Below are 13,234 nucleotides of genomic sequence, written 5' to 3' on the forward strand. Positions count from 1 at the left end.
CGTCATTTCGCGTCGGCGTAGCAGTCGACGGCGTGGGCTTGGAGCGGGAACCGGACCGACGTGCCGGGGAAGACCAGGCCGCTGGCCTCGGTCGCGGCCTCGGTGATCTCCTCCTCCACCGCGCCCGCCTCCTCCTGCGGGCAGTGCACCATCACCTCGTCGTGCTGGAAGAACACGATCTGCGCGGCCAAGCCGTGCAGCCGCCGCCGCAGCACCGCGAGCGTCGTCAGCGCCCAGTCCGCCGCGCTGGCCTGCACCACGAAGTTCCGGGTGAACCGGCCCCAGTCCCGCGCCGCCTGCCGACCCGCGCGGTCCGCCACCTCGTCGCCGGTGGCGGCCGTCCGCTCGCGCCAGGCGTCGCTCGGGGGCGGGCTCGTGCGGCCCAGCCGGGAGCGCACCACGCGGCCGTCCTCGCCCGCGCGGGCGGCCTGCTCGACGTAGTCGACCGCGACGGGAAAACGCTTGCGCAGCACCGCGAGCAGGGGACCGGCCTCGCCGCTCGTGCCGCCGTACATCGCCGACAGCATCGCGATCTTCGCACGGTCCCGGTCGCCGTCGAAGGCATCCGCGGCGAGGCTCGAGTACAGGTCGTCCGTCGCCGACACCTCGGCGAACCGCGCGTCGCCGGACAACGCGCCCAGCACGCGTGGCTCCAGTTGGGACGCGTCCGCCACCACGAGCGACCACCCCGGGTCGGCGCGGACGGCGGCCCGCAGCGTCCGGGGCAACTGCAACGCCGCCCCGCCCCGGGTCGCCCACCGGCCCGAGACCACGCCGCCGACGACGTACTCCGGTCGGAACCGGCCCGCCGCGACCCACGAGTCCAGCCACGTCCACCCGTGCGCCACCCACAGCCGCGCGAGTTCCTTGTACTCCAGCAGCGGTTCCACGGCCGGGTGGTCGATCTCCTTGAGCACCCACGCCCGCGCCGACGACACCTCGATCCCCTCGCGGGCGAACGCGCGCACGATGCTCGGCGGGTGGTCGGGGTTGATCGCCCGACCGCCGAAGGCCGCGCTGATCCGCTCCAGCAGCGCGGCCAGCTTCGCGGGCCGGGCGCCGGGTGACGGCCGTGGACCCAGCACGTCCGCCAGCAGCCCCAGGTGGGTGTCCGCCCGCCACGGCAATCCGTGGTGCGTCATCTCCGCGGCGGCCAGCCCGCCCGCCGACTCGGCGGCCACCAGCAGCCGCAGCCGGTCCGGGTGGGCCGTCGACGCGAGCCGCCGCTCCTGGTCCTCCAGCACGGCCGCGGCGGCCACCACCGGGTCGGCGCCGACCGGTGTCGTGCCCCGGTCCGCCTCGAACAGCGCCGGTTGCTCCCCGCGCGCCAGCGGCGGCGGGTCTTCCGGCTCGGGCAGGCCGCGCAGCCGGGCCCACGCCGCCGCCAGGTTCCGGGGTCGCCCCGGCCGCTCCTCGAACGCGAGCAGGATCCCCTCCGCGAGGGACAGGTCGTGGCACCGGTCGAGGCGCACGCCCGCGCGCAGCAGCGCCGGGTACGCGTCCGCGAGGGACGGCAGCACCCAGCGCGGCGCGTCGGCGCGTTCCCGTTCGGCCACCCACGCGGCGAGGTCGGGGACGTCCGCCGGTGGCCCGTCCGGCACCTGGACGCGCCCGGCGCCCTCCGCCCCCGGTACCACCACGACCCGCACACCGGCATTCTGCGCCCGAACACCGACAACCCGCGGTGGTTGACGCGTCCGAGCCGGTCAGGCAGGGTGTTACTTGCGGTAACCCCTTGGAGGTGACGGTGGTCCACTACCTCAACCGGGTGCTCGACCTGGTGACGAAGGTGCCCACGGCGGTACGCAGCGTGCACGTCATGCACCGCGCCGGCCTGGTCCCGCTGACCCGGCCCGACCACGTGCTGCGGTCCGCGCTGGCCGTCCGGCGGCTGGGCCCGATCGCGGGCGCCGCCCGGGTGGCGGCCTGTCGGGACAGCCGGGCCGTCGGGCTGGTCGACGAGCGCGGGCCGCTCACCTTCGCCGAGCTCGACCGCCGGTCCAACGCGCTGGCCAGGGCGTTCACCGAGCGCGGGGTGACCGACCGGTCGGTGGTCGCGCTGCTCGCCCGTGACCACCGGGGTGCCGTCGAGACCATGCTGGCCGCCGCCAAGCTGGGTGCCCGGCTGCTGCTCGTGAACACCGGCTTCGCCCGTCCGCAGCTGCGGGACGTGGCCGCCCGCGAGGCCGTGACGGTCTTCGTGCACGACGAGGAGTTCACCCCGCTGGTCGACGCGCTCCCGGGTGACTTACCGACGTTCCTCGCCTGGGTCGACAGCGCCACCGACGCCACCACCCTCGACGACCTCATCGCCGCCACCGACGACGCCCCGGTGCCGCTGCCCCGCGAACCCGGCGGCATGGTCCTGCTGACCAGCGGCACCACCGGGACCCCGAAGGGTGCCCCGCGCCAGGTGCGGTCGCCGCTGGCCGCCGCCCAGTTCCTCGACCGGATCCCGCTGCGCACCGGCGAGGCCACGCTGCTCGCCGCGCCGCTGTTCCACGCCACCGGTTTCTCGCAGTTCATCATCTCCTTCGCGCTCGGCTCGACCGTCGTCCTGCGCCGCCGGTTCGACCCGGAGGCCACGCTGCGCGCGATCCAGGAGCACCGCGTCACCACGCTCGTCCTGGTGCCGACCATGCTCCAACGGATCCTCGACCTCGGACCGGACACGATCGGCCACTACGACACCTCGACGCTGCGCATCGTGTTCACCGCGGGCTCAGCCCTCTCACCCGAACTCGGCAACCGCGCGAGCCGCGTGTTCGGCGACGTCATCCACAACCTGTACGGGTCGACCGAGGTCTCCGTCGCCGCCGTCGCCACCCCCGCCGACTGGCGCGCGGCCCCCGGCACCGTCGGCAAACCCCCGGTCGGCTGCCAGGTCGCCCTCTTCGATGACAGCGGCACCCGCGTCACCGACCACGGCGTCACGGCTCGCGTCTTCGCGGGCAGCGGCCTCGCCTTCGGCGGCTACACCGACGGCAGGCACAAGGAGATCATCGACGGCCTGCTGTCGACCGGCGACCTCGGCCACTTCGACGCCGACGGCAGGCTGTTCATCGACGGCCGCGACGACGACATGATCGTCTCCGGCGGCGAGAACGTCTTCCCCGGCGAGATCGAGGACCTGCTCGTGGCCTACCCGGGCGTGGCGGAAGCGGCGGTCCTCGGCGTCGCCGACCCGGAGTTCGGCCAACGCCTCAAGGCCTACGTCGTGCGCAGCCCCGGCGCCGAGGTCGCCGCCGAAGACCTGCGCGGCCACGTGAAGGCGAACCTGGCCCGCTTCAAGGTCCCCCGCGACGTGGTCTTCCTCGACGAACTCCCACGCAACGCCACCGGCAAACTCCTGCGCACCCACCTCGCCGACCTGGGCTGACCCACCCACGGGCGCCCAAGCCGGGCCGCCGACCGCACGCGTTCCCGTCGCGGGCGAAAATCCACAGTAGACACTCGCTGGCGCGGTAGGTTGTCCGGCAGGCACCCCGCAGGAGGGACACCCGTGGACTTCGCGCACTCGGCCGCCGCGGCCGATCACCTCGAACGGATCAGGGCGTTCATCCACGACGAGGTCGCGCCCGTGGAGCCGGACTGCCTGCGCGCGCTCGCCGCCGACCCCTGGACGGTGCCCCCGGTCATCGAAGAACTCAAGCGCCGGGCGCGGGAGCGGGGGCTGTGGAACCTCTTCCTCCCCGCCGAATCCGGGCTCGGCACCCTGGAGTACGCGCCGCTCGCGGAGGAGATGGGGCGGTCGGTGCTCGCGCCGGAGGTGTTCAACTGCAACGCCCCCGACACCGGCAACATGGAGCTGCTGCACCTCTACGGCAGTCCCGAGCAGCGCGACCGGTGGCTGCGACCACTGCTCGCGGGCGAGGTCCGCTCCGCCTTCTGCATGACCGAACCCGACGTCGCCTCCTCCGACGCCACGACCATGGCCGCCACCGCGGTGGTCGACGGCGACGAGGTCGTGCTCGACGGCACCAAGTGGCTGGCCACCGGCACCGGCCACGCCAACTGCGCGTTCGTCGTGTTCATGGGCCTGAGCCGCCCCGCGGCGGACCGCCGTGCGCAGCACTCGATGGTTCTGGTCCCGATGGACACCCCGGGCGTGCGGGTGGAGCGGCTGCTGCCCGTGTTCGGCCGCTACGACCCGCCCTACGGTCACGGCGAGATCACCTTCACCGACGTCCGGCTGCCCCTCGACGCGGTGATCGGCGGTGTCGGCCGGGGCTTCGAGATCGCCCAGGGCCGACTCGGGCCGGGCCGGGTGCACCACTGCATGCGGCTGATCGGCCTCGCGGAACTGGCGCTCGAACTGGCCTGCCGCCGCGCGACGCGGCGCACCGCCTTCGGCAGGCCGCTGGTCGACCTGGGCGGCAACCGCGAACGCATCGCCGACGCCCGCATCGCCATCGACCAGGCCCGGTTGCTGGTCCTCAACGCGGCGTGGAAGCTCGACGCGCACGGTGTCGAGGGAGCGCGCTCGGCGGTGTCGCAGATCAAGGTCGCGGTGCCGTCGATGGCGCTCGGCGTGATCGATATGGCCATCCAGTTGCACGGCGGCGCGGGCATGACCGATGACTTCCCGCTCGCCGCCGCCTACGCGAGCGCCCGCGCGCTGCGCCTCGCCGACGGCCCGGACGAGGTGCACCGCGCCGTCGTCGCCCGCGCCGAACTCGCGAAGTACCGGTGACCGCGGGCGAGGTCCGCGCGGAGGACCGCTTCGACGTCGTCGCCGTCCACGCGTGGTTGAAGTCCACTATGGACATAGGCGACGAACGTCCGCGAGTCCGCCAGTTCCCCGGTGGCGCCTCGAACCTGACCTACCTGCTCACCTACCCCGACCGCGAACTCGTCCTGCGCCGACCACCAGCCAGCCGAAAAGCGGTGTCCGCGCACGACATGCGCCGCGAATACCTGGTGCAGCAACGCCTGAAACCGGTGTACCCGCTGGTCCCCGAGGTCTACGGCCTGTGCCGCGACCCGGCCGTGATCGGCGCGGACTTCTATGTGATGCAACGCATCCAGGGCACGATCCTGCGCCGAGACCTGCCCGCGGGCATGACCCTGTCCGAGCGGCAAGCGCACGAACTGTCGACCGCGTTGGTGGACCGCCTGGTCGACCTGCACGGCGTCGACCCCGAAGCCGCCGGGTTGGCGGACCTCGGACGCGGTGCCGGATACGTCGGCCGCCAAGTGCGGGGGTGGACGGCGCGGTACTCCGCCGCGCGCACGGGCAACGCGCCGGACTTCGCCGCCGTCACGACGTGGCTGGCAGCCAACCGGCCCGAGGACGTCGCCACCGTCGTGATCCACAACGACTGGCGCCTGGACAACGTCGTGCTCGACGCCGAGCTGGCGGTGGTCGGTGTGCTGGACTGGGAAATGGCCACCCTCGGCGACCCGCTGATGGACCTGGCGGGCGCGCTCGCCTACTGGCCCCAGGCCGATGACGACGCCGTGTTCCGCGAGCTGCGCAGGCAGCCGACCCACCTCCCCGGCATGCTCACCCGCGCGGAGGTCATCGCGCGCTACCGCGAGCACACGGGCTTGGCTTGCGCGGATTGGGATTTCTACGAGGTTTTCGGACTTTTCCGCCTAGCCGCCATCGCCCAGCAGATCTACTACCGCTACCACCACGGGCAGACCGGCAACCCGGCCTTCGCCGACTTCCGGCGGCTGGTCGAGTACCTGGAATCCCGTTGCCACACGGTGATTGGCCGCTAAGCGAACAGGCCCAACCCCTCGTATCGTGGCCACCACAACGCCGTCCCCACCGCGAGGGGTGATCGCCGTGTCCCGTCCGAAGATCGATCCGGTGGCCTGGCGCCCCCCGCGGCCGGGTCGCGCGCCGAGCAAGCGGACGCTGCCCCGGCTGACCGTGCTGCCGGTCAACGGACGCGGCCCGGAAGACGTCCTGATCGACGACCACGGCCACCTCTACACCGGCGTCGACGACGGCCGGATCCTCCGGCTGACCGCCGACGGCCGCCGCCTCGACACGATCGCCGACACCGGCGGCAGGCCCCTCGGCCTCGAACACCACCCCGACGGCCGCCTCCTGGTCTGCGACGCCGCGCGCGGCCTGCTGCTGGTCGACCGGGGCACCGGCGACATCGAGCTGCTGATCCCGGCCGGTGCGGACCTGCGGGTCTGCAACAACGCGGCCGTGGCGGCCGACGGCACGGTCTACTTCACCAACTCCACCGAGCGCTTCGACCTGCCGCACTGGCGGGCGGACCTGTTCGAGCACCGGGCCACGGGCAGCCTGCGCCGGAGGTCGCCGGACGGCGAGGTCGAGGTGCTGCTCGACGGCCTGCACTTCGCCAACGGCGTGGCCCTCGCCCCGGACGAGTCGTACGTCGTGGTCGTCGACGGCTGGGAGTACGCGCTGCGCAGGGTCTGGCTGACCGGGGAGAAACAGGGGACGTCCGACGTGCTCGTCGACAACCTGCCCGGCTTCCCGGACAACATCTCGACCGGCACCGACGGCCTCATCTGGATAGCGCTGGCCAGCCCTCGCCGCCGACTGCTGGACCTCGTCCTGCGAACCCCACCCGCCGTCCGCAAACTTCTCTGGCGGGTCCCCGAGCGGTGGTACGCGAAGGAGGGAACCGAAGTCTGGGCCCGCGCCGTCGACGGCACCACCGGCCACCCCGTCCACGACTTCAGAGGCCCCACCACCGACGGCTTCCACATGGTCACCGGCGTCCGCGAACACCACGGCGAGATCTACCTCGGCAGCCTCGAAGCGACCTCGGTGGCCCACTTCAGCAAACCCTGAACCGACCCGTATGGGGACGATCTGTCACACGACCCGGTGAAGGGGTCCGTCCCGTCGAGCTCGCCAGAGCACGATGCACGAAGTGCCACCGCCTGATAGCACTCCGTGATCACGGGAGGATTTCGATGTCGAGATCGCGCCGGTTCCTGATCCCCCTGCTCGGTCTCGTCCTGGCCCTCGCCGGCATCCCCGCCACCGCCGACGTCCCCGCCCGAGTGGTCGGCGGCACCCGCGCCCCGCAGGGCGCCTACCCGTGGATGGCCCGGCTCTCCATGGGCTGCGGCGGTTCCCTCATCGCCCCCGAGGTCGTCCTGACCGCGGGCCACTGCGTCGACGGCACCGGACCCGACGCCACCATCCAGGCCACCTTCGGCGTGGTCGACCTGCAAAGTCCAAAAGCGACAGTGGTGAAGTCGGTCTACGTCTACCGCCCCGAGCAGTACACCACCGTCAGCCGCGGCTACGACTGGGCGCTCATCAAGCTCGCCACCCGCGTCAAGGCGCCGGTGTTGCCGCTCAAGCGGGCGACCGTCACGGCCGGGCCGTTCCGCGTCCTGGGGTGGGGGGCGGACAAGGAGGGCGGCGACCAGCAGCGCTACCTGCTGCACGCCGAGGTCCCGTACGTCGACGACGCGACCTGCGCACCCCTCTACACCCGCTACGGCTACCCCTTCCTGCCCTCCGGCATGCTCTGCGCGGGCATCGTCAACGTCGGCGGGGTGGACACCTGCCAGGGCGACTCCGGCGGCCCGATGGTCATCGGCGAGGCCGACGGCACGCCCAAGCAAGTGGGGATTGTCTCGTGGGGGGTCGGCTGCGCGCGGCCGCGGTTCCCCGGCATCTACACCGAGATCGCGACCTACGCCCCGGCCATCCAGGCCGCCGTCGCGCTGCTGACGGATAGGTGAAAGGCTAGTGACGCCGGTGTTCACCGACCGGCCGCCCGCAGCGGCCTGACCTGGTGTGACACATACCTCAGCGCTCCGCTGAGCTGCGGGCTTCCGGCATTTCGGGCAACCGCCCACCAAACGACTGCTTGGTGTCCGCCGCCCCGACTGGTTTGCTTACCGCCGGACACCGCCGATCACGGGGGTTGGCGAGGGTGGAGGCAGAGCAGTGACCGCGACCGTCGAGGAGAGCGGGGTGGGGCCGAAACCGATGTTCGGCTCGCCCCGCGCGCACTGGCCGCAGATCGGGACGTACATCTTCATCCTGGTGCCCTTCGCCGCGCTCATCGGCGCCGTGCCGTTCGCCTGGGGCTGGGGCCTCGGCTGGGTCGACGTCGGCCTCGCCGCCTTCTTCTACACCTTCACCTGCCTCGGGGTGACCGTCGGCTTCCACCGCTACTTCACCCACGGCGCGTTCAAGGCCAACCGCGCGGTGCGGGTCGGGCTGGCGATCGTGGGCAGCATGGCGCTGCAGGGGCCGATCCTGCACTGGGTCGCCGACCACCGCCGCCACCACGCGTTCGCCGACCGCGACGGCGACCCGCACTCGCCGTGGGCGTTCGGCACCTCGCCGGTCGCGCTGGCCAAGGGCTTCTGGCACGCGCACATGGGCTGGGTGTTCGACCGCAAGCTGACCAACGCCGAGCGGTTCGCCCCGGACATGCTCGCGGACACCGACATCCGCCGCGTCGACCGGCAGTTCGGCCTGTGGACCGCGGTGACGCTGCTGGCGCCCGCGCTGCTCGGCGGCCTGATCACCTGGTCGTGGTGGGGCGCGGTGACCGCGTTCTTCTGGGCCGGGCTGGTCCGGGTGTCGCTGCTGCACCACGTGACCTGGTCGGTGAACTCGATCTGCCACATCGTCGGCGACCGGCCGTTCAAGTCCCGGGACAAGGCGACCAACTTCTGGCCGCTGGCGATCCTGTCCATGGGCGAGGCCTGGCACAACCTGCACCACGCCGACCCGACCTCGGCCCGGCACGGCGTGCGGCGCGGCCAGCTCGACGTCTCGGCGCGGGTCATCTGGCTGTTCGAGCGGTTCGGCTGGGTCACCGAGGTGCGCTGGCCGACCCCGCAGCGGTTGGCCAAGTTGGCGGCCGACTGATGCCGCGCACGGCGTCCGCCCGGGTCCCCGAGCGCGACGAGCTGCTGGAGTTCCTGCGCGCCCGCACCCGCTGCGTCCTGGTGACCACGCGCGCGGACGGCAGCCCGCAGCTCTCGCCGGTCACCTACGGCGTGGACGCCGAGGGCCGCGTGGTGGTCTCCACGTACCCGGCGCGCGCGAAGGTCGCCAACCTGCGCAGGCGGCCCGCGGCGTCGGCGTGCGTGCTGTCCGACGACTGGAACGGCCCGTACGCCCAGATCGGCGGGGAGGCGGAGGTGCTGGACCTGCCGGACGCGCTGGAGCCGCTGGTCGAGTACTACCGGTCGATCTCCGGGGAGCACCCGGACTGGTCGGCGTACCGGGCGGCGATGTCGCGGCAGGGCAAGTGCCTGGTCCGCGTCACCATCACCCACTGGGGTCCGATCGCGACCGGTGGCTTCCCGCCCGGCCTGACGCCCTGACCCCGGTCACGAGAAGTGATCACTCCTCACGCAAACGGCTTCGGGTTACTCCTTCTTTCGGGTGAGTTCTGACTGCGTTGGGTAATAACCTGCTCCATTCGGCCGATCACTCCGGTATGTCGGTCGAGTTGAGGGACCTGGCCTGGGCGCGGATCGCCGACGAGCCGCAGGACGGTGGGTGGTCGTCGTGGTGGCGGTGGGGGCCCGCCACCGCGGACGGCGGTCGCGCGGGCCTGCGGCGTCCACTTTCGGGTGGCGCGCAACCGACTCGTTCGGGTGAGGAGCCTGCCCCGAGCGGCGAGTGACCGCCGGTGGGAAGATCGCGAACCCGCTGCCGCACGTATGCACAATTCACTGAATCAGACGCATTTTTCCTGTGGTCTTGCGCACGGGGTCGCGTCGGTGCGGTATCTGTGACGACAATCGTCAGTTATAGTCCGGCGATCTTGGTGGTGTCGTGCGCGAGGAGGTTTCGAGGTGGACTCGCGCGCCCCTCTCGCCGTGACGGTCAAGGGCACCCGCTCGGCCATCGTCGTCGCCGCGGTCGGCCGCATCGACATGCACACCGAGCACCTGTGGCGCGAGCAGATCGAGGACGCCTGCGCCGAGAACACCACCAAGCGCTACGTCGTCGTCGACCTGACCGGTGTCGCCTTCCTCAGCATCGGCGCGGCCTCGTTGATCCTCCGCGCGCACTACCACTGCCTGCACCGCGGCAGGCTGCTGCGCGTCGCCGCGCCCACCGGGCCCGCGCTGAGCACCCTCCAGGTCACCGGGGTGGGTGGTCTCGTCGCGGTCTACCGCGACCTCGAAGAAGCGCTGGAACCGGCCGGGCGCTTCCAGTGGTGATCTGACGGTGATCCGTCCGTGATTCGCGGACGGGCCATTCCGGCGCTTTCCCGATGGGGGGTATTTGGCGCGCCACGTCCCATATTGACTCGTTCGAGCGGGTCGACCGTCACCCGACCCGCCTGGTTGCCGCTCTGGGGCGGCGAGCGCGGCCACGTGCGGGGGCCGGGTCAGCCTTTGGGGCGTCATCCGGCCGACGGGCCGACTGCGGAGCGCGTTCGGGAGTCGCCACCCGGCGGGTGATCATCCGGTCGCCGCCGGGGCGAGCTGGTAGCCGTTGAGGCGCAGAGAACGCATCCCAGCCGGAGAGGAACCTCCTTCATGAACCGTCACCTCGTTCGCATCGTGACCGCCCTCGCGACGACGAGTGTGCTGGCGACCACCGGCGCGACCATCGCCTCGGCCGCGCCCGCGCGCGACGGGGTCACGGCGGCCCAAGTCGTCGAGCTGACCACGGCCTACCGCGCGCTCTACGACGCCGCCGGGGACGACGCCGCGCTGGCAGGCCGGGTGGGCGAGCTGCGCGACGTGCTCAACCACGTGCGCGGCTGCGGCGTGACCGACCTCGCCGACCCGGCGGACGCCAAGGCCGCCGAGGTGCAGAACATCCTGCCGCTGCCGGGCCCGATCAACCCCGACCTGGTCTGGGCGCTGCTCGACCTGGCCCAGTCGCTGGCCGAGGCGCTGATCAGCGTGCTGCCCCCGGGCACCCCCGGGATCCCGGCGCTGCCCCAGCTGCCACCGCTGGTCGGCGCCCTGCCCGACGTGACCGCGCCCGACCTCACCACGCCCACGACCCCGGACGTCACGGCTCCTGATGTCACTGTCACCGTCCCGGACCTGACGGCGCCGGAGGTGACCGCCCCGGACCTGAACCCGCCGGACGTCGCGATCCCGGAGCTGACGCCCCCCATTGTGACCGAACCCGACGCGACCGACACGGACGCGACGGACACCGTCACCGACGTCACCGGCACCGACGTGACCAACACCGACGCGACCGACACCGCCACTGACATGACGGGCACCGACATCAACGGCACCCACTTCACCGACGTCACCGGCACCGTCGCCGGCACGGACACCACTACGACCACGCACACCGGCACGGTGGACGCGCTGCTCCCGGATGAGTCCGACCTGAGCGGCATCCCCGGCCTGCCCGCGCTGCCCGGTGGCCCGGTCGACGTGACCGGCGGCCCCGCGCGGTAGCCCACGGACTGGCTGGCAAGACCCAGCCGAGAGGAAACGCCGCCGCCCCGCCAACGCGCCGCGACGGCCCACACCACCGAGCCCCGGTGGCCCACAAGGCCACCGGGGCTCGGCCAACTAAACTCCCGGGCATGCGTCGCATCACCGGCAAACAGGTCGTCGACGTCGGTCCCGCCGAGTTCGCCGACCTGCGCGCGCGGTACTCCGGCGCGGTGCTCGACATCGGCACCGGCGACGGCAAGCACCCCCTCGCCGTGGCCCGCGCGACCCCGGACACGCTGGTGATCGGCCTGGACGCGGCCAAGGACAACCTACGCAAGGTCGCGACGAAAGCCAGCGCCAGCCCCAAGAAGGGCGGCCTCGCCAACCTGCTCTACGTGTGGGCCGCGGCCGAGCGGTTGCCCGGGGAACTGCGCGACATCACCGAGGTCCACGTGCTGATGCCGTGGGGGAGCCTGCTGCGCGGCGTGCTCGGCGGTGACCCGGCGATGCTCAAGGGCATCGCGGCGGTGTGCGCGCCGGACAGCCGGTTCCTGGTCAGCCTCAACCTGCACGCCTGGCGTCCGCCGGTCCCGGAGGTGGGGGAGCACCCGGAGCCGACGCCGGAGTCCGCCGTGGCTGAGTTGGGGCCGGTGTACGCGGCGGCGGGGTGGCGGTTGGACGAATCCGCCTACCTCGACGACGACGCCATCGCCGCGCTGTCGACCTCGTGGACACGGCGGTTGAACTCCTCCCGCGACCAGTTGGAGGTCTTGGCGTTGACCGGTGTGATCAACCCTTCCGACTGAGGCCGAGCACGAAGTCGTAGGCGCGCTTGCGCGACCAGCCGGGCTGATCGGTCAGGGCGCGCACCAGCGTCGTCGCTGAGACCTCTTGCGCCAACAACGCCGTCAGCAGCGTAGTGGGGTCAAGGTCGACGTCATCCATTTCGGACTGGACGGGGTCCACCGCGCACAACACGTCACCGGTGAGTTCGGTGAACTCGTCCAGGGGTCCCCAGACCGGTCGTTCGTCGGTGACCAGCACCGAGGCGTGGTGGGCGCCGGTCTCGCGGGCGATCTCGGCGAGTCGGCGCGGCAGTTCGTCGCCGGGGCAGTCGAAGACCAGGCGCGCGTGCCGGTTCGTGGCCAGGCGCAGGACTTCCTTGCGCGACCGGCCCACGGCGAGGAGCGTTGGAGCGGCGATGGGGGTCGCGCCGGACACCGCGAGTTCCGTTGGCACACCGAGACATTCGACAGTGGGACGCGCGGTAAGCAGCTTTTGGACGGTGGGGGAGATGGTGTCCGTAGTGGACACGGCGAGGATCCGTCCTTCGGTGGCCGTCGACTGCGGTGTGGCGCCGTGGGCGGTGATCACGGCACGTGCGCCGGGGTCTTCCGCGAGGACGGTGTCCGCAGCGGCGCATTCCGCCGCCAAACGCTCGTCGTGGCCCTCACCGGCGCGGTAGCGGATGACACGGTGTTCGGGCTCCGGGTTGCGGGTGACCACTACGTCGATCACGGCGTCCGGGTCGCTCATCGCCAAGACCAGCGAACGCGGTAGGTCCGCCGACGACAGGTCCGCTTCGGTGCCGAGCGTGTTCGGCAGCCTCCGTGCACTACGACGAACTACGGCGCTACCGCCGGGACGCCACCCCGAGTTGGCCACCGCGTGCACGGTGGCGCTGTCTTCCCCCACGCTGACCGTGATCCGCAACCGCCCCGCCAACGCGGCCGGGGGAGTACCCACCACCACGCCGTCCACACCGACGACGCAGGTGGCCCGTCCGGTGATGGCGCTGTCCGCGGTGAACTCCAGGGTCTTGCCGTGGGTGGCACGGATGTCACGGTGACCCCGGCAGCGCAACCGCAGCAGTTCCGTCGACACTTCGGCCCCC

Annotated in this window: 12 protein-coding genes; 10 read left to right on the top strand and 2 right to left on the bottom strand. The window is 72.1% G+C overall.

Annotated elements, in window-relative coordinates; all coding sequences use genetic code 11:
- Nucleotides 1–2 precede the first annotated feature (2 nt).
- On the bottom strand, nt 3–1,649 hold the full coding sequence (locus V5P93_RS06820; RefSeq protein ID WP_104478522.1) for a bifunctional 3'-5' exonuclease/DNA polymerase: 1,647 nt from the start codon (nt 1,647–1,649) through the stop codon (nt 3–5).
- Nucleotides 1,650–1,819: 170 nt separating this feature from the next.
- Between V5P93_RS06820 and V5P93_RS06825 the strand changes: the two genes are divergently transcribed.
- The 10 genes from V5P93_RS06825 (at nt 1,820) to kamB (ending at nt 12,146) form a co-directional block, all read left to right on the top strand.
- On the top strand, nt 1,820–3,379 hold the full coding sequence (locus V5P93_RS06825) for an acyl-CoA synthetase (protein ID WP_219823948.1): 1,560 nt from the start codon (nt 1,820–1,822) through the stop codon (nt 3,377–3,379).
- Between the two features lie 123 nt (nt 3,380–3,502).
- Nucleotides 3,503–4,693 (top strand): acyl-CoA dehydrogenase family protein, encoded by a 1,191-nt coding sequence (locus V5P93_RS06830; protein WP_104478523.1) that lies wholly within the window; start codon nt 3,503–3,505, stop codon nt 4,691–4,693.
- On the top strand, nt 4,690–5,727 hold the full coding sequence (locus tag V5P93_RS06835; protein WP_245931190.1) for a phosphotransferase family protein: 1,038 nt from the start codon (nt 4,690–4,692) through the stop codon (nt 5,725–5,727). The genes V5P93_RS06830 and V5P93_RS06835 overlap by 4 nt, the downstream gene beginning before the upstream one ends.
- 67 nt (nt 5,728–5,794) lie before the next feature.
- On the top strand, nt 5,795–6,784 hold the full coding sequence (locus V5P93_RS06840; protein ID WP_342752257.1) for an SMP-30/gluconolactonase/LRE family protein: 990 nt from the start codon (nt 5,795–5,797) through the stop codon (nt 6,782–6,784).
- 125 nt (nt 6,785–6,909) lie between these two features.
- Entirely contained in the window at nt 6,910–7,692 is a 783-nt protein-coding gene (locus V5P93_RS06845; RefSeq protein WP_104478524.1) for a trypsin-like serine protease, read from the top strand.
- Between the two features lie 208 nt (nt 7,693–7,900).
- A complete protein-coding gene (locus tag V5P93_RS06850; protein ID WP_374065521.1) occupies nt 7,901–8,836 on the top strand; it encodes an acyl-CoA desaturase in 936 nt (311 codons plus the stop codon).
- Nucleotides 8,836–9,297: a PPOX class F420-dependent oxidoreductase gene (locus V5P93_RS06855; RefSeq protein ID WP_104478525.1), complete on the top strand. Its 462-nt coding sequence runs from the start codon at nt 8,836–8,838 to the stop codon at nt 9,295–9,297. The genes V5P93_RS06850 and V5P93_RS06855 overlap by 1 nt, the downstream gene beginning before the upstream one ends.
- A gap of 477 nt (nt 9,298–9,774) precedes the next feature.
- Nucleotides 9,775–10,146, top strand: a complete 372-nt coding sequence (locus tag V5P93_RS06860; protein ID WP_181043412.1) for an STAS domain-containing protein — start codon at nt 9,775–9,777, stop codon at nt 10,144–10,146.
- A gap of 321 nt (nt 10,147–10,467) precedes the next feature.
- Nucleotides 10,468–11,358, top strand: coding sequence for a hypothetical protein (locus V5P93_RS06865; protein WP_104478527.1), 891 nt, complete (start codon nt 10,468–10,470; stop codon nt 11,356–11,358).
- Nucleotides 11,359–11,489: 131 nt separating this feature from the next.
- Nucleotides 11,490–12,146 carry a 16S rRNA (adenine(1408)-N(1))-methyltransferase KamB gene (kamB, locus tag V5P93_RS06870; protein WP_104478528.1) on the top strand — a complete coding sequence of 219 codons (657 nt, stop codon included), beginning with the start codon at nt 11,490–11,492 and terminating at the stop codon, nt 12,144–12,146.
- On the opposite strand, the gene V5P93_RS06875 is transcribed toward kamB, so the two are convergent.
- The gene (locus V5P93_RS06875) at nt 12,130–13,224 is read right to left on the bottom strand and encodes a DUF371 domain-containing protein (protein ID WP_104478529.1); all 1,095 of its coding nucleotides are present in this window, start codon (nt 13,222–13,224) and stop codon (nt 12,130–12,132) included. The genes kamB and V5P93_RS06875 overlap by 17 nt on opposite strands.
- Nucleotides 13,225–13,234: the final 10 nt, after the last annotated feature.

This window comes from Actinokineospora auranticolor, from assembly GCF_041897805.1.
GTDB classification, from domain to species: Bacteria; Actinomycetota; Actinomycetes; order Mycobacteriales; family Pseudonocardiaceae; genus Actinokineospora; species Actinokineospora auranticolor.